We start from the raw sequence: 18,280 nt of genomic DNA on the forward strand, positions 1-18,280 counted from the left end.
AGGTCAGATCTCGCTCGCGTTGCCCGGCCGTGCCCACAACCTCACAGCGGCCCGCGCGCGCACCGGATCACCCGGATCTGCGAACGCCGGGGCATATCCCTCCTGACCGACCGCGCCTACCAGGGAACCGGACCATGGGTGACCACCGGGCACACACGGCCCCCGACGGTGCGCTGCCCCGACCCAGCGCAGGGTCAACTGAGCACTGGCCCAGGCCCGGACACCCGTCGAACGCGGGATAGCACGACTGAGGACCTGGCGCATCTTCCGCCGGTCCCGCATAAGCCCCAACCGCATGACGCCAATCGCCGCAGCAGTCCCTCACTCTGGAGAGGCAACGCTGAAAAGGCTCACTGACTGATCATCGTTTTCGTCCGCGGGAGGAGGGGCCTGCCCCCTGCTCGGCTCCAGCAGCTCGCAGGTGAGCCGCGAATCTCACTGACCCGGCGTCACCGGTGGAGTCCAGCACACCTTGCTCACAGCGGCAGCCCTGTGGGACGCTCCTCTCCGGATCTTCGGCTCCCTCATCAGAGGCACCCACGCAGAGCGGCGCAGAGGATGTCGGCTCGTTCGTCGGGGAAGCCGCGGGCTTTGGTGACGAGGTTGGCGGTCGGCAACTCGACCGGCAGAACTCCGCTTCGCCCGTGTACGCGGGCATGTTGGCGGCTTCGTATACCCCCGCCTAGGCTCACCGAGCGTTCGATCCTCGGATCGGCCCTCACCGCGACCAACATTCCCGCGATGGCCTCGTCGGTGATCGGCGGCGGGTCAAGCAGGGGCCAGTAGCCGAGGTCGGCCGGGTCGGTGCCGTAGGTCATGGCGATCTTCAGCAGACCAGCGATGTGCTGGTGCAACCATTAGCTCGGACGCAGTCCGGTCACCCGGCGCAGAACCTCTCCCACCAACCAACCGAAGATCAGCGCGTGGTAGCCATACGTGGCGCCCGGAGGCCACGGCAGTGTCTGCCGGGCCAACGCGTCCGATTCAGCAGGACGCAGTTGCCTGCCTCGCTCCGGTAGCCTCTGGCGGCTTCTCGCCCGCGTTGCCGATCCGAGCCTGTGGGCGAGGACTGACGACCCGCGCCTGGACCCGATCCGGGAGAGCGAGAACGTCACCGTCGTCAACTGCGCCTCAGCCGCCGGGGGACCACCGTCCGTCATCGAGACGATGGGCTTCAGGACGGAAGGCGAACTGCTCATCACGTACCGGAAGCAGTACCTGTTCGAGCACGAACAGGACGCCTTCATCAGCCCCTCTGTCTCCTGCGGCACCCGACCGTGAGGCTCCGCCTCTTGATCGAACCCGCCCGCCGGCGCCACTGCATTTGCAGCGGCGGCCTTGCATCGGCGTGGGGGTTCCTTTCACCTCTAACCGGCGACGTAGAAGCTGTTGGGGATCGTGTCCCGGCGGTCGGGGTCGAAGGGGCGGCGGGTGACCTCCGACACCAGGGCGTCGAGCCAGTCGGCGAAGGAGAGTGCGGCAGGGGTGGTGAAGGCGTTCCTTGTCCACTCCCCCGTGTCGACATACTTGGCGAGGTCGCACTCGTAGTCGTTGGACTCCCGCAGGATCGGCAGCTCCCCGCTCTGCCGGGGGAGATCACCGTCGGTGCAGAAGCACCACCGTGATGCCTCCATGCTGTAGCCCGCCGTGGCGAACGCCACCAGGAACGTCGTATGGATCTCACGGCCGTCGCCCAAAGTCGTTCCGCCGACCGTGAAGGACTGTCCACGGGCCACCTCCTGCGGCGAGAAGATGTTGACCGGTTCATAGACCGACCAGTCGCGGCCCTCCTCCTCCTGGTACTCGATCCGGGCGAACGAGCAGATCCGCAGAAACTCCCGGTACCCGGCGGGGACGGGGAAGTCGGCCGGCCGGAACGGCACCGTCAGCCACCACCCGTAGCCCTTCTCCAGCTCATCAGGCAGTGCGTCGATCCGGCGGTCGTCCAACGGCGGCCCGAGCACCAGCCGCACACCCTCCTGACCGGCACACCACACCCGCAGTCGCTCCAGACTGTCCCTGATCGTCATGTACGTGCATCCCTCGGATAGGTTCTGGGGTTCCGGCGTTCCGGTCACGCCATTGACGCTAGCTGCCGGTGAACCCGAACAGCCAGGCATGCGTACCGCATTGAGGGTTTCTACGAATGCCCACCCGGGACGGCATGTGTGAAGCTCATTCCAGAGCCACCGAGAGCGCAACCGGCCACCAGCCTGCCGTCCCGGCGATCCCTCGGACGACCTCGGCCGGCAATGGGCCGGAAGCCTGCGGTTCGTGTCTTCGCCGCTCGCACCACCGCGGGTACGGGTACCCCGACGGACTGGCCACACCGGCCCGTTCCCTGACCGCAGACAAAGGCGAACGCCATGGCACACAACGAGAGCGGCGGCCCCCGCTGCCCATCGAAACGCCGCGATCCGTCGGGACCGTCGAGGTGATGCGGCCGAACGGGCCACCATGTTGGAGGCCGACGACAGCGGCTGGCTCGCCGGTCTAGTGGAGTGTGACCTCGACAGCTACCAGGAGTTCGTCACCCAGCTGCGTGTCACCCTTGACCCCGACCTGCTCGGGTACGTCCCGGAGATGTGCGCCAAGGCTCTCGGCGGCACTGTAATGACCCGCACCCTGATCAGCGACCAGCAAGTGGACATCCGGTTCTTCCACCACGGCGACCTGGTGGTCAAGGGCGACCTGGGCGTGGGCGCGCCCTTCGTGGTCACCGGATCGATGACGGTCGATGGTGTGATGGGGGACTGCGCCCCCACTCGGTGGTGGCGATCGGCGGCGCGGTGAAGGCTCGGAGGGCCTCACCAGCGGCGAGATGCTGGTCATGGGCGACGTCGAGTGCGACGTCGTCTATGGCGACTGCAACGACAGCACTCTTCATGCGGGCACCATTCCGCGCCCGCCTGGTCACCGAGGACGACCATCAGACGATCGCGACCGGGGAGGCGGACCTCTACTTCGACGTGGACGACTACCAGGGGAGATACGGGGACGGCGCGCAGGAGCAGCTGCCCGCGTTCCTTCGGCTGCGCGAGGGCCTGCCCGTCTTCCGCGCCGACGCGGCTCCGGAGGGGCACTGAGGCCCGCTGGTCGAGCTCGTCCGCCGGCACGGACGCCCCGCCGAAATACGACAGCCGACCGCTTGGCAGCCGTCCGTCCCTTGCCCTACGGGCGGCCACGAACACCTGGAGTCCTGGTGAAGACCGTCCTCTCCTTCACCACGCCTCAACCTGAGGTGGGAAAGGCACAGTGGCCTGCACTGACAACCAGCCCGACCCGGTGACGGTGACCGTCTACTTTTCGCCGGGCGTATGCCGACGCGTGACCCGGCGGTACGCCAGGAATGCGATCACGATGAGCACCAGGTACAGCGGTACGAGCAGCACCGCGTCACCGGACGTCTGCTCCACCGTCACGCCCGCGTCGCGGTCCTCGCTCTGCAGCATGATGCGGTTCACGGTCAGGACGGTCAGGTGAGTGCCGATCGCTGCCCACAGCGGGGCGTGCCCCACGGCCGCACGGGCGGCGATCAGGGTCAGGCTGAAGACTGTCAGGAGGATGAGGTAGTCGACCGGGTGCTGCCCCTCCGGGGCGATGCCGATGTGGCCCGGCTCGTCACCGGCCAGCCGGGCGATGCCAACCGTCACCAGCGTCGAGGTGCCCGGTACGAGCAGGAAGACTGCCGTGGTGCCGAGCGCCGCCCGTGCGGGCCCGAACCGTCTGCGCAGCGATGTCCAGGTGTAGCCGCGCAGCGTCGTCTCCTCGGGCAGGGCTTCGAGCAGGAACGCGACGGCGGCGTTGGTGACGAGAAAGCCGACCAGGGTGACGAGGTCCAGCTGCTGCCAGACGAGTAGCCCGACGGCCGTGCCCGCGCCCAGGACCAGCGCCGCTGCCGCGGCCGTCACCCCAACCCCGGTGAGGAACGCCCGTAGGCTCGCGCCCGGACTGCCGAAGCCGACCGTCCGGGGGTGTGACAGGCGCAGGACGAACGGCACGGCCATGACGGTGACGAGGGTCGCAGCGATCAGCCGGGCGGCCAGGCCACGGGCTCCGGTGGCGTCCGCCAGTACGGGTCCGAGGCCGTTGCCGACACCGAGCGCCACCGCCATGATCAGGCCGCCGGCCAACGCGCGGCCCATGGCCCCGGCGGCCGTGGGTGAGGGTGCGGGTGGTCGTATGTGTAGCTCGGTCATGGCGCTCCTGGTGACGGTAGGGCCGACTCCTATCGACGACCCCGTGTGCCTTTTCAGGCTCGTCCGACCACCGGTCAGGGGCGTCGTGCGCGCGGACGACACCCCTGTACATCCTTCGGCGCAGTGGACGATAGGGGTCGACCGGTCGTTGGCCACCGGCCCCGGCCCCGGCTCCGGCTCCGGCTCCGGCTCCGGCTCCGGCTCCGGCTCCGGGAACACTCAGGGGCTGGGTGCCCACGTTCACGCGACCGCCGCTCCACCGCGTGGGCGATCGACGGGGCAATGCGGCTCGGAGGATGGTCCACGCTCTTCAACCCGCGGAACCGGCAACTCGTACATGAGGGCGGGGAGCGTGACGGCCCCGCACTCACCCCGTACGAGGCACTGACACTTCCCGTGGCAAAGCGACTGACGTCCTCGTGGCAGACGGCAGTCGTAGTCGCCGCCGGTCCGGCGGGCAGCGGGAAATCAGACCTGTGCGACCTCTTAGCCTTGATCCACCGATGAACAGCCGGTCCAGGGCTGGGACATGAAGGCGCGGATGCCCTCTGAGCTGGGACCATGGGACTTCCTACGGTTCCATATCCACAGAGCAAGAGAGCACCCGCGAGATGCAATCTTCCCATGCCGCTTCGGCGGTGTCGGCCGCGTTCGACGATCAGAATCTCATCGCGGATGCCGGGCTGGTCCCGGTGATGTGGCTGGCCGAACGGTGCGGGCTTTCGCGCCTGGTGTCGGAGAAGGTGATGCTGACCGGGGCGGCAAACGGTGCGGGTGCAGCAGCCGACGCCAGGGCATCGCTTCGCGGACCGGACTCGCGCACGACATGTCCAGGTCCACGCCCTGCTTGAAGCCGGCCACAGCCGAAGGTCGATCGCCCGCCAGCCAGTACTCCAGCAGGATTTTGCAGTCTGACCTGCGAATTTCGCTGGGCGGCTGGAGTGTAGCGGGCTGTGGAGTGGTCAGGGGCGGCTTCACGGTGGCCACCCCTCGATCGTGCGACAACGCCGCACGTCATGACAGCGGGTGGGAAAGCCTCCCCACGTGATCACCGAGCATGTTGCCGAGCAGTGGGACCTTGAACTGGACGACCTCTTCGTGACCATCGGTCATCGCTTCAGCCGTGTGGAACTTCGCCGCCGCATGCGTGACTACGTGCGCGGGCTGCTCGCCCCGGTGGCCCGGAAGAACAGCTGGCAGCTGGCTGAGCAGGCAGGCCACGCCACCCCCGACGGTCTGCAGCATCTGCTTGCCGGCGCGAAGTGGGAGCCCGACGACATCAGCAATGAACTGCAGGAATACGTCGCCCACAAGCTTGGCGAGGACGACGGAGTCCTCATCATCGACGACACCGGGTTCATCAAGAAGGGCACCACCTCCGCCGGGGTCCAGCGCCAATACTCCGGGACCGCAGGTCGCAGAGGGTGTCGGCTTCGCCCAGCGGGGCAGGGGGATCTCCCGGGCGGCTTCCCGCAGCAGTCGCGGGGGGTCACCGGACGCCCTGTCCCGGGGCCCCGGACGCGCGGCCGCTGGTGTCACGAGTCGAACCGTACGCTTCCGTGGATCCCGGGCTCCACGCCGCCCGCGGGGATGTCCGTCGCCGTGCCCCTGCACCCGGCGAGAGGGAAGGTGTGCGCGACGGCATCCGTGTCGTTGTGCGCGACGGAGATCTGTCCCGGAGCCACGTCGTAGCACCTCCCGGCCGTCGGGTTCTCGACGGCCGGCCCGCCGGTGAGGTCTCCGATGGGCTGCGCCCAGAAGACTCCGGTGGCTGCGTAAGCGGAGGCGGGGGCGGAGAGGACGAGCACGGCCGCGCTCAGGACTGCGGCGCGGGCGAGCGGGAAAGGCGCATGCGGGACTCCCGGGGAGACAGAAATGGGGACAATCACAACTCGGTTCGCACAACGGAGCGGGGGATTGCCCCGTACGCGGGCGTGGCCCGTGCTCAACCCCGGGCACGCGAAGGAAGGGGCGCGAGGGCTGAGCCCGGGGCTCCGTCGGCTCGTTCTTCCTAATCCAGGGCTTCGAGGACTTCGTCCAGCGGTCCGGGATAGACCGTCTTCTCCTCGCCGTCGCTGAAGCGGACCAGATAAGGCGGTTGGCCATCCTGGCCGCGCACCTCGACGATCTCGCCCGTCCTCTTCCCCACACGAATCCGGTCACCCACACTGGCCTGCATTGAACGGCTCCTCCTCCACAGACCGGGACGACAAGCCCGACCAAGATCAACGAATCTCATCGGCCTCGTGCCGTGACGTACAGCGGCCCAGCGCACAGCCCAGCGGCGTCATCCTAAGGACGCCTGCATGGTCCGCCTCGTCGATATCGCCCCAAACCGCGCCCGACATGAGTCAAACCGCCCTTCTGGGGGGCACCTGAGGCCATTTGCCCGCAAGACGTGCGAGCGGAGTCCGGACGAGCGAGGAACCGACGGTCAGCCCGGTGACCTTGCCGACGCCGTGTCATGGTGGCCGGGAAGGCATACCCACAGAGGTGCCAGAGGCGTGGGACCAGGCTGGCGCGCAGGAGGGAGGATTTGCCGCTGCCCGACGCTCCGACGACGGCGGTAATACCTCGGAGGGGGACCTTCGTGAGGGGGCCGTTGATGGTCCCCGCCCCGCGGGGACCGCCTGATCCCAGAATACCGAGCCGCCGGCCGCCAACCCGGATCCTGACCCCACCTCTTCCACGGCTATCGCGTGGAAGAGGTGTCCGCCCGCGCGACCGGCTTGCCCGCACCCTCTGACCTGGGTAAGAACTCTCGCTTTCGTGACAGTGCCTGACCTGCCTGCACATCTATCGTCCGGTGACAGCAGGCACCACACCATCTCTCACTCCCGAGACAGCGAACCGCATCCTGGAACCGCCGCTGTCCCGAAACCAAGAGATCGCATCCGGCAGCCCACGCCGCTTGCCCGGGGTCAGCGGCGGGTGACCGCGAGGACGACCGCCCGCGTGCCCGCGGCCTGCGGCACCGGCGGGCCAGGCCGGCTGTTCGGCCTCGGATGCCCGCAAGGACCTGCAACGCAGGTGAAACACAACGGGCCGCCCCGGCTTCCTTCGGGCGTTCCCACAGGTCAGATGTGCAACGCGGGGCCCGTTGCGCCCGTGTTGCGCGGTGGTGTTTCACCGGGTGTTGCGGCAAGAACGGGCGAAGGGGAACCGGTTCAGCCCCCGCCCGGTGCAATCCCCTCCGGGGCGGGCGCGGCCTCCAGGCGGTCCAGCCGCTCGTAGAGGGCGCGCACAAGACGGGCGCGGTTCTGGACGCAGCGCACCGTGCCCTCCAGCGGCGCGGACAGCCGCCCTTCCGCCTCGCGCAGGACGACGTCGGCGAGCGCGCCTGAGGGCCGCTGTCCTCGGGCAGCTGGCTCACGCGGCGCCGGACGTCGGAGGCCACGGCGCGGGCGTGGCCGGTCAGCTGAAGGCCGATCTGCTTGTAGTCGCGTTCCGCAAGCGTGTCCTCGCCGGTCCACGCGAGGACGGCCTTGACGAGGCACTCGTACGGTTCGCGATCCAGAGGGAGTTCCGCCTCGATCAGTCCGTCGGGGTCGTACAGGACCGTGTGCGTGCTGGTGTGCATGGCGGGCCTCGCTGCCGGGAGCCTCTCGTGCGGGTGGCTGGCGGTCACCGCTGGTGTCCTCACCGCCGCCGGCTCCGTCGTCCTGGTCCTCGTCGTGCTGGCCGAGGAACCGGGCGAAGCCGCGGTCCGCGCGGGCGAGCAGGGACGGTGAGGGGACGCCGTAGGCGGGCGACTGGAGGCCGCGGCCCTCCGGGGCAGGGGTGGTGGAATCGCTGTGCGCGCATGAGGCCCCGCCTCTCCGGCTGGTGGTCCGTCGGTGCCGTCGACGCTACGCACCTGTGGTCCGCGCGCTCAACGAAGTTGCGGGTAATTGCGGAGGTTCTCTCCAGGGCGTCGATCGCGGCCGTGATGAGGGGGCGGGCGGCGTCGCCGTAGACGGCCATTCGGCGAGGCCGGTGAACGCCTTCGCGTAGTCGGCGATCTCGCGCGGCTGGCTCACCTTGATCTCCGCCGTCAGCGTCTCCACCACGGCGCTGGTGTCGTCGTGGACGTAGAACGCCTCCAACGGCCACACGGTGCGCTGCGCGGTGAACGGGATGATCCCCAGCGAGGGGACGCCAGCGGCATCACTGTCAGCAGGTGGCCGCGCATGGCTGCGGGGTCGGCGGTGCGGAAGCACAGGACGGATTCCTCCATGAGGACGACGTAGCGGTGCCCGCCCTCGTAGAGGAACCGGGAGCGCGCCACCCGGGCCGCAACCGCTGCGGCGACGTCGTCCGGGGTGCCCTGGAAGCGGGTGATCTGGTTCATCAGGGCGGTCGCGAACGCCGGGGTCTGGAGGAATCCCGGCGGAACGTTGGAGAGGTAGACGCGGCAGACGCGGGTGGAGGGCGCACCAGTCCTGCTGGACCTGGCGCATGCCGTTGCGGTGCAGGCGGCGCCACTCCATGTACATCGAGTCGACGGCGCGGGCGGTGGCAATGAGGCCGTCGGCCTGGTCGTCCGCCGCAGGCCGCGCACCAGGTGCGGATGTCCGCGTCCGAGGGCAGGGCCCCGCCCTTCTGGATCCGGGTGGTCTTGGCGGGGTGCCGGCCGCACCGGGCGGAGAGGTCCTTCCCGGTGAGGCCGGCGTCCTTGCGCAGGTGCGAGAGCCGCACGGCGAGCACCTCGCGGGCCGACTGGGCGCTGGACGAGGGAGAGGTGGTCGTCATGAAGTGGCGGCCCTTGGAGTGCGCGTTTCGTCAGATGCGGTAGTCGGCGTGCGGAGTGGCCAGGTCCCACACCGATCGGAACGCTTCGGTGCACAGCTTGATGGCCTGCGGGTCTTCGGTGTGGTCTGGCTCCAGCCGCCTCGCCGTCACCGGAGAAGACGTTGAACCGCACGACCTGGTCGTCGATGAGCCAGAAGTCGTTGCCGGGCAGGGCGAGGGTGGAGGCGCGGCGGCGGGCAGCCCGCGGACCTGTTGGCCGGCGCGGAGGTTGGCGTCGGTGATGGCGTGCCCGAAGCGGATGTAGTCGGTGACGGGCTCGGACACGATCCGGGCCCGCCGGACCTTCACCCCGCGGGCCACGGTCCGCTCAAGGTCTGCCGGGACGAGGGTGGACAAACCGGCCCACCGGAGAGGGCCACTCGTCCACCCCTGGGAATCCACGCTGGTCAGCCCCCGAACGGACCGGGACGAGTACCGGTCCTCACAGCCGCTGGACCGACCGTCAGGCGCCGAGACGGCAGGAGCGCCAGCGACTGCCAATGCGGGTGATCAATCCGCGGGCTTCGAGTCGGCCGAGCTGGTAGGAGACGGAGCTGGTGCTGGAGAGGCCGACCCGCTCACCGATCTGCCGGATGGATGGGCTCTCGCCGGTCGCGGCGATGCAGTCCCGGATCGCCCGCAGGATCGCTTCCTGCCGGGCGGACATGACATCCGGCCGGGTCATGCCGCTCTCGTCCCGCGCCGCTCCTGGCGGTGGGCAAGCCGCCGCAGTTCGACCCGGGCGGCGGGGATCCGGCCGGGCGGGGTCAACCAGAACGGATGCCACAGGACCTGGCCCGACAGGTCCTGGAGGCGGCGGCGCAGGGCGATGGTGTGGCGGGGGCGGGGTAAGGCGAGCTGCCGGTAGACGGCGAGCCACTCACGCTGGGCCCGGACCAGGTCGCCGGGGAAGTGGAGGGGCATGCCCCGATTGGAGCGCGTGTTCGATTTCATGGGCGACTCGATTCACAGGACTCCGCCCGAACGGGGTGTGCCGGAGCGCGATGACTGTCACCGGGGCCGCCTATGGCCTGTCTCGGTCGGTGTGACTCAGCAAGCAAACTGTCGTGGTCAGCAAGACATCTGCCGTCACGGGCAAATGCCGGTCTCACGGACTGTGCCGAAGCGCGGCAGTCGTCACCAAGGTCGAAACCTGTCGCCGAGCCTGGCCAGCAACTGCTGCCGCGCCATCCGCTCCGGGCCAACCGTGGCCCAACACCGCCGGGGAGCCCGTCGGAGAACCGGTACCGTGCCGGTACCGTGCGCCGCCGGTGGGGTCAGGACGCGGCCGCGCGCGCCGCCTCCAACTCGGCCACCAGCCGTACGACCCGCCGGTTCCGGGCCCGGCCGAAACTGTGACCCGACACCATGTACAGCTGGTCCGTCCCGCCGGAGGCCAGCACCAGCTCCGGGACGTCGGACGAGTGGACCTTGCCCTCCAGAACGGCCACCCGCACCTTTCGGATGTCGGCCCACACGTAGGAGCGCGCCCCGAGCAGCCCGGAGTACTTCACCCCTGCCGACCCGTAGGAGACGCCGAACACCGGCGCACGGAACGTCAACACCACACCCGGCACGCCGAGGATCAGGACCGGAATCAGGTATTCCAGATGTTCCACCCCCACGCGGGCCCACTTCGACGCCAAGCCCGTCGCCATCACCACGGCGACCAGCAGACACGCACCGCCCAGCAGGAAGTAGGTGAGAGACGAGGCTGTACGCCTCTTCCGCTTCCGCATGTCCACGCCCCCTTTCCGCGGCGCGCGGCGCCGTCCCGAGTTCGGGGGTGCCGCCATCGCCCGCGCACAAGCATACGAACCGTGGCCGCGCCGTCGGGGGCAAGGCGCCGACGCGCTCCCCAACCCCGTCGTCGCCCTGCCCCGACCCTGTTTCTGCCCGCCACCTACGCCCTCGCGCCGGCCGCCGTCGTCGCTCAAACCCTCGCCGAGGTCATCGGCACGGTCGCCTTACGCCCCCCAGGATCTCCGGTTCCAGTGCTGCGCCTTCCTTGTCGCAGACCTCGCGCAGCCGGCCGACGACGTGCATGACGGCGCGCCAGGTGGCGTCGGCCGCTGGGCCGCGTCCCTCCGGTCACGAACACGCAGGGGCGCGGTGGGCGGGCCGAGCGGCCCAACCGCCTACCGGCCACCGGCCCGCGAGTGCAGCGCGGTGCGCCGTGGTCCCGGCCGGGGGTGGTGCGGGTGCCTGTGGACGCGCGGCATGGTCTCAGAGCGTGCGCAATGCCTCGGCGACCGACTCGTTCTGGCTCTGACTGGCTTTGATTCACGAGACCGGCTGACTACGGCGGATGGAATCGCCAGAGTGTTCTCGTGATCGAAGCCATCGGCATCATCGTCACCGCGCTGATCGCCTTCGGGGCGCTGACGGTCAGTTTCCTTGCCCACCGGCACCAAGTGCGTCTGGCCGCATTGCTCGAAGCGAAGGAGCGCCGTCTGGAAATCCTTGAGCGGCAGATGACCGCCCGCCAGGCGGACCTCGATCGAGCAGGCGTCCTTGCCCAAGCGTCAATGATCGATATCCGCGTCGTCATGAGGCCCTCCGCCCTCGCCGAGGGCCTGGCGTCTCCTGAACTCTTGGTGACCAACCGAAGCAACCAGCCTGTTCTGGACCTTGGTGCACAGATCGCCGACGACCCGGTCGTCGATATCTCGGGAAGCATCCCATCGTCCAGCTCCCGGTCCTTCCCTCTCCCCCAGCAGCAGGCGCAGACCGCCACCGGGTCGCCGATGCGGTTGCGTGTCGAGTTCACCGATGCCGGAGGTATCCGATGGTGCCGGGACGGCGGCGGAGGACTGCGGGAAGGCACCCGGCTGGAGACAGGAGAATGGACATGGGCTCCAAGGGAGGGCCCCCCGGTAACCATGAGCGCGGATAGCGTGGAGCCGCTGGCCATCCCATATCCCCCGACTGCCTCCGCCACCTCCGGCCGCCCTTTCCCCGGTCGGAGGCGCCGGGGTCTGTCCTTGATGGCTGCCGGAGTTCTCCTGGCCATCATCATTTGGGTGGTGTGGACCTTCTGGTGACGCCCCCGCCCGGACCGCGCGTACAGCGCCGCCTTGATCGGGAACTCCACACCCCGATCCTGCGGCCCCCAGCACACCGAGGCGCGACGGGCGGTCCGGGCGGCCTACTCCTCGCCTGTGCGGGGCCGGGGCACGCACGGCGGCTGTTCGGTGCAGCGGGGTGCGCAGGGTGGCCGGTGGGCCTGGTGGTGGGGGTGCTGCTGGAGGAGTGCGGTGGTTCCCCGGGTTCACAGAGTCAGGTAGAGCAGGCGCAGTCGGCGGGCGGCCACGTCAGCTCTCCCGGTCCGGTGTGTCGGACAGTTCCAGGGTAACGGGCGCGGTGCCGGCGTTGGCCGCGCTGACGCGGGTGGTGTGCCGGGTGGGGTGCAGGCCCATCGCGGCGAGGTCCTCGGTGTCGTAGCCCCCCCCGGCCGCGGCCGGGGGGGCTCGTGAGACGTTCGCCGACTCGGTTGCGAGAATCGCATGTATGGAACAACAAAGTGTGTCGGGCGCTGAACCGAGCCGCCGGGAGAATCACCTGGTCGTCGTGGCTGCGGCTGTCGTGGAGCAGGGGCGGCTACTGGTCGTGAGTAAGAAGGTGGCACCCGAGGTGTTCTACCTTCCCGGTGGGAAGCCTGAGCCGGGTGAGACGCCGGCCGAAGCGCTGGCGCGGGAACTGGACGAGGAACTCGGGGTTCGCCCGGTCGAGCCGCAGTTTCTGGCCGACATCGACGCCATCGCCGCACTGGAGATGGTGCCCATGCGCTTGACGGTGTTCACGGCAGGGATCAGCGGCCTCCCCCATCCAGCAGCCGAGCTGGCGGACATGCGGTGGACCAACGGCGACGAGCCGGATATCCGGCTCTCTCCGGCAGTGAGAGACCAGGTCATACCACTCCTCAAGCGCAGCGGTCTGCTGGCCGTGTAGAAGCCCGAACCGCATGGCCAATCGGCCCCGGCGAAGCCGGGGCCGATTCTTTCAACCCTCATGCGCCCCTGCACCCAGAGGTGTGGTGATGGCGGCCCTTCAGGAACAGAGGGCGACGTCCGGCATCCCCCGGGGCAGCGGGGCCGGGGCACGCACGGCATCTGTTCGGGACAGCGGGGTGCGGAAGGCGGCCGGTCGTTGAACCGGCAGGACAGACGTCACGTCACACAGAGACCCCGGACGCTGTCGCCCGAGGTCTCGTGCTGTCGGCGCCGTGCTCCTGGTCGCGCTCTACCGGCCGGAGGAGAAAGTGAGAACTCTCGCTTTCGTGACAGTTCCTGACCTGCGCATCTATCGCCCGGTGACAGCAGGCACCACACTATCCCTCACTCCCAAGACAGCGCATCCCGGCTCCGGGCCGGGCTGTTTTCCCATCAGATCTCCTCCGGCCGCAGGTCCCGGACCCATCGCCACCAGCCCGTGGCATCGGGTGCGTACAGGGACCGGCCACCGGGGTGCTCTCCGTAGTCGCTGATGACGGATCACTGGTGTCCAGTGGGACCACCCATCCGTCGAGCGGCCCGCCGTGCAGCTCGACCTCGGTCATCGTGTCGTCCATCAACTCACCGTACGAGGCAGAAACCCCTCAGTTGAGCAAATCCAGTCAGAAGGCGGGTCCGGAGCGGGTCGTCACCCCTGGAGTGCCGCCGCCGCTTCCGGAGACCCGCCACTCCGCTGGTGTGCCGCACAGGGGCCGCGGCTTGATAGAACCGAATGGCTGTGCTGGCATGGGGTGTTGGGATCGAATACAGGTATGCCTTCCACGCCTGCCCGTCGCCTGCGGTTACGCCGTACCGCCCGTCTCACTGCCCATACCTCCGTCGGCCCGGGAGCAGGCTCCACCCGGCCTCCAGACACTCCCACTCCCGTTGCCCCTGCTACTGCCGCGGAGGGTCTGGACTGGGCGCGGCGGATCGAGTTGTTCACGGTCGTGGTCGCGGCTGTCGTGGCGGTGGTGGGTCTCTGGTACTCGAACGTTCAGACCAGACAGGCCAATGAGCAGGCGCGGGATGACCGGGCGCTGGCCAAGGAGGGGCAGATCACCGACCGGCACACGGCGGCAGTGGGAAACCTCGGTGAGGACCAGGTAGACGTGCGGCTGGGCGGCGTCTATGCCCTGCAGCGGATCATGCAGGACTCCCACCGCGACCAGCCCACCATCGCCAACGTCCTCGCCACCTACGTCCGCACCCACACCGCCAAACCCCCGGCGAAGGGCCAGGACGTCGCGGCCGACGTCCACGCCGCCCTCACCCTCGGCGACTTCGAGGCAGCTCTTGACAAGGCAGACCTGAGCGCCGCAAACCTGAGCGCCGCGAGCCTGAACCGCGCGTAGCTGTTCGGCGCGGACCTGAACGGCGCGGACCTGCGCGCCGCAGACTTGACGATGGGGCAGACTGACTCATCCATTACTGACAGCGATACGCAGTTGCCTGCCTCGTCCCGGTAGCTCCTGGCAGCTTCCCGCCCGCGTTGCAGCGTTTCTCGGGCAGTTCGGGAGGTGTTGCCCGCGTCGAATGTCGACGGCTTCGGAGAGCAGCTCGGTGTCGACTGGCAGGACGCCGTCTGCCGCCCCTTCGGGCTCGGGATAAAAGCGCTGGCTACGGACGCAGGTGGCGGCCGTCGTCTCGCCGCTGCCGAGTGCCGGCGGGTGCCTCCCGTTCTCGTCGACATCGAGATCCGGGCCCAGCGAGCGCCTCACGAGACCACCGTCGACAAATGCTGTCGTGTGACATCGACGAAGCCAGCGAGAGCCTGGGACAGCTGACTGGGCGCCTGCGAATCCCATGTTCTCGCACAGGCTTCTCACCAGTTCGTGGTGCGCATTAGGACGCTCCGGGACCGTTCGGACACTCTTCCGCCTGAGGGCAGCGGCTGCACCTGGAATCCCCCGCACGGGGCATCCGTTAGGGCGAGGTCGAGCCGGGACCACTCCTAGGTATTGTCCAGGCAACGGGCTCGGACGCCGCCGGTCGCCGACGAGCCCACACCGTGGGCCCGTTGGTCCGCCACTCTCAAGGAGGATCCCATGTCCTCTCCCTCCGTCGGGAGACGAACAGTCGCGGCGGTCCACGCCGCACCGGTGTTCATGGACACTGAGGCGACGGTCGACAAGGCCGTCGCCCTCATCGAACAGGCCGGCCGGGAAGGCGTCGACCTGCTGGTGTTCCCGGAGACCTTCGTGCCCGGCTACCCGTACTGGATCGAGGCGTACGCCCCACTGGACCAGCAGGCGGCCAACGCCGCCTACGCCGGGGCGTCCGTCGAGGTGCCGGGACCTCAGATCGCCCGGATCCAGTCGGCCTGCAGGCGGGCCGGCGCCGGGGCGGTCCTCGGCGTCAGCGAACGCCTCAAAGGCACCCGCACCTGCTTCAACAGCCAGGTCTTCATCGACCCCGACGGGGCTCTGCTCGGAGTGCACCGCAAGCTCCAGCCCACCTACGCGGAACGGATCGTGTGGGCCCAGGGCGGCGGCGCCACGCTCCGGGTGTTCGACAGCTCGCTCGGCCGGATCGGCGGACTGGCCTGCTGGGAGCACACCATGAACCTGGCCCGACAGGCCCTGATCGTCCAGGGGGAGGAGATCCACGCGGCGGCCTGGCCCGGACTGTCCACCATGGCCGGCTTCGAGGCCGTCGCCGACGTACAGATCGACGCGATGATGAAGACCCACGCCCTCACCGCCCAGTCGTTCGTGGTGTCTGCGGGCAACCCGGTCGATCAGACGTGTCTGCACTGGATGGCGTCCGCCCTCGGCCCGCAGGAGCACATCACCGCGGGCGGCGGTTGGTCAGCGGTGATCCATCCCTTCACCCAATATCTCGCAGGCCCGCACACCGGCCCCGAGGAGCGGCTCGTCACTGCCACGATCAACCTCGACGACCTGAACACCGTCAAGGTCTGGGTCGACTCACGCGGCCACTACGCGCGGCCGGAGATCCTCGGCCTGCGGGTCGACGACCGGCCACTCTGGCACGACGAGGGTGAGCGCCGGTGGCCCGTCTCCCCGGTCGACGACGGGCCCGAGACCTCGGACGGGACGATCTGAGCCACGGGCCGCGGGGCGGACCGGTCCCGGTCGGACAGGCGGGCGGGCGTGTCACACTGCGGACGAGCCTGCGCATGCACGGATACGCCTGGGTGCCCACGGACCCAGGCGCAGGTCGAGTCCGTGAACACGACACCCGCTCCTTCACCGAGGACGGCTTCTGCCACTGTCTGCGCGTGCCTGTTCCCCGTGGCCGGACGCGGGGAACAGGCACCGGGGCCGTCAGCAGCACCCGGTCCGTCCCTCGGGCAACTGGCCGCCACGAGCAGGGGGCGCCGTCCTACGGGCGCGCGGCTACCGGTCGTCGCTCACCGCGGCGAGTCCGTCGAGCAGGGCCGTGACGGGGGGCGCCCGTCATCCGGTAGCGGTCGGCAGTCTCGGCGATCCGTCCCGAGGCGACACGGGAGTCCACCAGTCCTCGACAAAGCCGGGGGCGTATCCGCCGGTGTTGAAGTCGTAGGGATCGGCCACGAGACCGAAGACGATCATGAGCTCGTAGTCCGGCAGCACGTAGGAACGCTCGTGCCCCGCAGACTCCTTCAACTAGCGGTCGAAGGAGTCAACCCGGTTGAAGCTGGTGAACAGCCAGAACAGGCAGTCGTACATCAGCGTGGAGCGCTCGTCGGCGTGCAGGGCGAAGAACTCCTTGTCGTGCCCGATGGGAGACGGCACAGAGGCCGTGATCGAGTCGGCGCTGCTGCACTTCTCGACGCCGCGCGACCCGGCGACGATCGCCGCGTTCCTCCGGACCCGGGTATTCCGGCCGGAGTCACTGGTGTGGCTCGACAGATACCAAGCACTACGACGCTGGCGCGAGGAGCACGAGATCACCGGGGTGCATGCCGTGCCGTACGACGTTGAGCCCAAGGTCGGAGTTTCCCGGTTCCCGTTGGGCCGGTGCGTCCACCAGCAGCGGCGGGCACTTCGGGCCGGTGAGCTCGATGCCCACCGCAAAGACCTCCTTGACGAGGAGGGCATGGTGTGGGACCCGGGGATGAGGCATGGGAGGCGAAACTCGCCGCGCTGCGGTCCTTCCACCGGGCCCACGGACACCTCGCGCCACGGCAGGACGGGGTGTGGGGCGAGGCGGACGACGGCCTGGTAGCCATCGGGCAGCACATCACCAACCTGAGAAGGAAGGACGGCCTGGGCAAAGACCCGGAACGGGCCGGGACACACGGCGAGCAGTTGGCCGCCATTGATCAGGACTGGAACTGTCCGTGGCCACTCGGCTGGCAACCGCACTACCGGGTCCTCGCGGACCTTGCCGATACCGAGGCCGGCGGAACCCTGCCCGACCCCAGGCCGGTGTCCTCTTCGAGGGTGATGATCTGGGGAAGTTGCTGGGGCAGCAGCGGAAGGTGCGCACCTGGGCGCAGCTGAGCGGTGAGCAGCAGGGGCGGCTCGGCGGGCTCGGTTTAACACCCGACGAGCCGGAACCCGCCCCGGTGACAACACGCGCGGCGAAGGGCACGGGCGGACTGGCGGCACCCTTCCGACTGGGAGTCGCGGCCCTCGTCCAGTACCTCCAACGCAAAGGACACGAACGGCCCGTCCTGAGGAAACACGAAGAGCCGGTAGAGGTCGACTGCCAGGAACACGTCGCAGAACTCGGCGTATTCATCAGCAACACCAAAACCCGACGACACCGACTCACCCCCGAACAACGCCAGGCCCTCACCAAACTCGGCATCGAATGGACATAACACCGGCCTGGCCGATCGTTGAACCGGCGGAACGGCACAGCGCAGAGAGACGCCAGGCATCGCCCGGGGTCTCGTGCTGTCGGCAGCGCGATCAGAGCGCGTCGGGGTCAGCGGCCAGGGAGAGCCCGCGTGCCGCCTGGGTCCCGCGGCCTGGGCGGAATCCAGCTCCGCCACCACTTCCGCACGGACGCCCGGCCGCCAGGATCCCTGACCTTCCGCGGCCAGCCGGGAGAGGACTCGCACCGGCCCCCACGGCATGTCCACGGTGCCGCCGATACCGCGCAGAGCCTCGCGGAGATCAGCCGACACGTCAGCATCCTGGGCCAAGCGCGCGGCGGCCGCACGGAACTCAGCCAGCTCCCAAGAGTTCGAGATGACCGACAAGGTCGGCAGCGTCAGTGGGAACCGTCGCAGCGTCCGGGGTTTTGGCCAGGCAGTCCCCGATCTCTGCCACGGTCTGCCGGAGCGCGGTGTGCTCGCGGTGGAAGGTCAGCTGGGTCCTGATGCTGGCGAGGTTGTTCTCCAGGCCGGGGGCCATGGCGGCC

Annotated in this window: 21 protein-coding genes and 5 pseudogenes; 13 read left to right on the forward strand and 13 right to left on the reverse strand. The window is 69.1% G+C overall.

From position 1 onward, the window contains the following. Positions 1 to 7: 7 nt before the first annotated feature. Positions 8 to 344 (forward strand): annotated as a pseudogene (locus ABT170_RS31500) (transposase family protein); the annotation flags it as partial. 183 nt (positions 345 to 527) lie between these two features. On the opposite strand, the gene ABT170_RS31505 reads toward ABT170_RS31500, so the two are convergent. Next, positions 528 to 854 (reverse strand): hypothetical protein, encoded by a 327-nt coding sequence (locus tag ABT170_RS31505; RefSeq protein WP_351873030.1) that lies wholly within the window; start codon positions 852 to 854, stop codon positions 528 to 530. 82 nt (positions 855 to 936) lie between these two features. Here ABT170_RS31505 and ABT170_RS31510 point away from each other — a divergent pair, with 82 nt between their 5' ends. After that, positions 937 to 1,281 carry a hypothetical protein gene (locus tag ABT170_RS31510; RefSeq protein ID WP_351873033.1) on the forward strand — a complete coding sequence of 115 codons (345 nt, stop codon included), beginning with the start codon at positions 937 to 939 and terminating at the stop codon, positions 1,279 to 1,281. Between the two features lie 86 nt (positions 1,282 to 1,367). Here the strand turns inward: ABT170_RS31510 and ABT170_RS31515 are convergent, their stop codons facing one another. Further along, positions 1,368 to 2,030 carry a hypothetical protein gene (locus ABT170_RS31515; protein WP_329940227.1) on the reverse strand — a complete coding sequence of 221 codons (663 nt, stop codon included), beginning with the start codon at positions 2,028 to 2,030 and terminating at the stop codon, positions 1,368 to 1,370. A gap of 427 nt (positions 2,031 to 2,457) precedes the next feature. Between ABT170_RS31515 and ABT170_RS31520 the strand changes: the two genes are divergently transcribed. Both ABT170_RS31520 and ABT170_RS31525 read left to right on the forward strand, forming a co-directional pair. After that, positions 2,458 to 2,793 carry a hypothetical protein gene (locus ABT170_RS31520; protein ID WP_351873036.1) on the forward strand — a complete coding sequence of 112 codons (336 nt, stop codon included), beginning with the start codon at positions 2,458 to 2,460 and terminating at the stop codon, positions 2,791 to 2,793. 92 nt (positions 2,794 to 2,885) lie between these two features. Continuing rightward, complete coding sequence (locus ABT170_RS31525; RefSeq protein WP_329940229.1) at positions 2,886 to 3,086, forward strand: hypothetical protein; 201 nt, start codon at positions 2,886 to 2,888, stop codon at positions 3,084 to 3,086. A 213-nt stretch (positions 3,087 to 3,299) separates the two neighbouring features. Here the strand turns inward: ABT170_RS31525 and ABT170_RS31530 are convergent, their stop codons facing one another. Then, the gene (locus ABT170_RS31530) at positions 3,300 to 4,199 is read right to left on the reverse strand and encodes a CPBP family glutamic-type intramembrane protease (RefSeq protein ID WP_351873039.1); all 900 of its coding nucleotides are present in this window, start codon (positions 4,197 to 4,199) and stop codon (positions 3,300 to 3,302) included. A 1,044-nt stretch (positions 4,200 to 5,243) separates the two neighbouring features. Here ABT170_RS31530 and ABT170_RS40680 point away from each other — a divergent pair. Further along, positions 5,244 to 5,618 (forward strand): annotated as a pseudogene (locus ABT170_RS40680) (transposase); the annotation flags it as partial. A 592-nt stretch (positions 5,619 to 6,210) separates the two neighbouring features. Here the strand turns inward: ABT170_RS40680 and ABT170_RS31540 are convergent. The 3 genes and pseudogenes from ABT170_RS31540 to ABT170_RS31550 form a co-directional block, all read right to left on the reverse strand. Continuing rightward, complete coding sequence (locus ABT170_RS31540) at positions 6,211 to 6,378, reverse strand: DUF1918 domain-containing protein (RefSeq protein ID WP_329940231.1); 168 nt, start codon at positions 6,376 to 6,378, stop codon at positions 6,211 to 6,213. Positions 6,379 to 6,491: 113 nt separating this feature from the next. Then, on the reverse strand, positions 6,492 to 6,995 hold the full coding sequence (locus ABT170_RS31545; protein ID WP_351873045.1) for an nSTAND1 domain-containing NTPase: 504 nt from the start codon (positions 6,993 to 6,995) through the stop codon (positions 6,492 to 6,494). Between the two features lie 371 nt (positions 6,996 to 7,366). Beyond that, a pseudogene (locus ABT170_RS31550) lies at positions 7,367 to 7,779 on the reverse strand (DUF6415 family natural product biosynthesis protein). On the opposite strand from ABT170_RS31550, the gene ABT170_RS31555 reads away from it, so the two are divergent. Then, positions 7,766 to 7,930 carry a hypothetical protein gene (locus ABT170_RS31555; protein ID WP_351873196.1) on the forward strand — a complete coding sequence of 55 codons (165 nt, stop codon included), beginning with the start codon at positions 7,766 to 7,768 and terminating at the stop codon, positions 7,928 to 7,930. The pseudogene ABT170_RS31550 and the gene ABT170_RS31555 sit on opposite strands and share 14 nt — an antisense overlap. 172 nt (positions 7,931 to 8,102) lie before the next feature. Here ABT170_RS31555 and ABT170_RS31560 read toward each other — a convergent pair. The 5 genes and pseudogenes from ABT170_RS31560 to ABT170_RS31580 form a co-directional block, all read right to left on the reverse strand. Continuing rightward, positions 8,103 to 8,930 (reverse strand): annotated as a pseudogene (locus ABT170_RS31560) (Scr1 family TA system antitoxin-like transcriptional regulator); the annotation flags it as partial. A 30-nt stretch (positions 8,931 to 8,960) separates the two neighbouring features. Next, positions 8,961 to 9,371, reverse strand: coding sequence for a DUF6879 family protein (locus ABT170_RS31565; protein ID WP_351873048.1), 411 nt, complete (start codon positions 9,369 to 9,371; stop codon positions 8,961 to 8,963). Between the two features lie 61 nt (positions 9,372 to 9,432). Next, positions 9,433 to 9,654: a LexA family protein gene (locus ABT170_RS31570; protein ID WP_329940233.1), complete on the reverse strand. Its 222-nt coding sequence runs from the start codon at positions 9,652 to 9,654 to the stop codon at positions 9,433 to 9,435. Continuing rightward, positions 9,651 to 9,893, reverse strand: coding sequence for a DUF8825 domain-containing protein (locus ABT170_RS31575; protein ID WP_351873051.1), 243 nt, complete (start codon positions 9,891 to 9,893; stop codon positions 9,651 to 9,653). The genes ABT170_RS31570 and ABT170_RS31575 overlap by 4 nt, the downstream gene beginning before the upstream one ends. 353 nt (positions 9,894 to 10,246) lie before the next feature. After that, on the reverse strand, positions 10,247 to 10,708 hold the full coding sequence (locus tag ABT170_RS31580; RefSeq protein ID WP_351873054.1) for a hypothetical protein: 462 nt from the start codon (positions 10,706 to 10,708) through the stop codon (positions 10,247 to 10,249). A 591-nt stretch (positions 10,709 to 11,299) separates the two neighbouring features. Between ABT170_RS31580 and ABT170_RS31585 the strand changes: the two genes are divergently transcribed. The 4 genes from ABT170_RS31585 to ABT170_RS31600 all read left to right on the forward strand — a co-directional run bounded on the left by ABT170_RS31585 (position 11,300) and on the right by ABT170_RS31600 (position 16,029). Beyond that, a complete protein-coding gene (locus ABT170_RS31585) occupies positions 11,300 to 12,013 on the forward strand; it encodes a hypothetical protein (protein ID WP_351873057.1) in 714 nt (237 codons plus the stop codon). Positions 12,014 to 12,479: 466 nt separating this feature from the next. Further along, positions 12,480 to 12,920 carry an NUDIX hydrolase gene (locus ABT170_RS31590; RefSeq protein ID WP_351873060.1) on the forward strand — a complete coding sequence of 147 codons (441 nt, stop codon included), beginning with the start codon at positions 12,480 to 12,482 and terminating at the stop codon, positions 12,918 to 12,920. Between the two features lie 814 nt (positions 12,921 to 13,734). After that, entirely contained in the window at positions 13,735 to 14,316 is a 582-nt protein-coding gene (locus ABT170_RS31595) for a hypothetical protein (protein ID WP_351873063.1), read from the forward strand. A 693-nt stretch (positions 14,317 to 15,009) separates the two neighbouring features. Beyond that, positions 15,010 to 16,029: a carbon-nitrogen hydrolase family protein gene (locus ABT170_RS31600; RefSeq protein ID WP_329941116.1), complete on the forward strand. Its 1,020-nt coding sequence runs from the start codon at positions 15,010 to 15,012 to the stop codon at positions 16,027 to 16,029. A gap of 354 nt (positions 16,030 to 16,383) precedes the next feature. Here ABT170_RS31600 and ABT170_RS31605 read toward each other — a convergent pair whose 3' ends face one another. Together ABT170_RS31605 and ABT170_RS31610 are read right to left on the reverse strand one after the other, a co-directional pair. Beyond that, positions 16,384 to 16,572, reverse strand: coding sequence for a hypothetical protein (locus ABT170_RS31605; protein ID WP_351873066.1), 189 nt, complete (start codon positions 16,570 to 16,572; stop codon positions 16,384 to 16,386). Beyond that, the gene (locus ABT170_RS31610; RefSeq protein ID WP_329941118.1) at positions 16,573 to 16,701 is read right to left on the reverse strand and encodes a hypothetical protein; all 129 of its coding nucleotides are present in this window, start codon (positions 16,699 to 16,701) and stop codon (positions 16,573 to 16,575) included. Between ABT170_RS31610 and ABT170_RS40685 the strand changes: the two are divergent. From ABT170_RS40685 to ABT170_RS40695, 3 genes and pseudogenes are all read left to right on the forward strand, one after another. Then, positions 16,688 to 16,957 (forward strand): annotated as a pseudogene (locus ABT170_RS40685) (helicase associated domain-containing protein); the annotation flags it as partial. The gene ABT170_RS31610 and the pseudogene ABT170_RS40685 sit on opposite strands and share 14 nt — an antisense overlap. A gap of 53 nt (positions 16,958 to 17,010) precedes the next feature. Continuing rightward, positions 17,011 to 17,412, forward strand: coding sequence for a helicase associated domain-containing protein (locus ABT170_RS40690; protein ID WP_443034228.1), 402 nt, complete (start codon positions 17,011 to 17,013; stop codon positions 17,410 to 17,412). Between the two features lie 65 nt (positions 17,413 to 17,477). Beyond that, complete coding sequence (locus ABT170_RS40695) at positions 17,478 to 17,735, forward strand: Helicase associated domain protein (RefSeq protein WP_502970592.1); 258 nt, start codon at positions 17,478 to 17,480, stop codon at positions 17,733 to 17,735. The last annotated feature ends 545 nt before the right edge of the window (positions 17,736 to 18,280 follow it).

Source organism: Streptomyces sp. NPDC001787 (genome assembly GCF_040297465.1).
GTDB lineage: Bacteria > Actinomycetota > Actinomycetes > Streptomycetales > Streptomycetaceae > Streptomyces.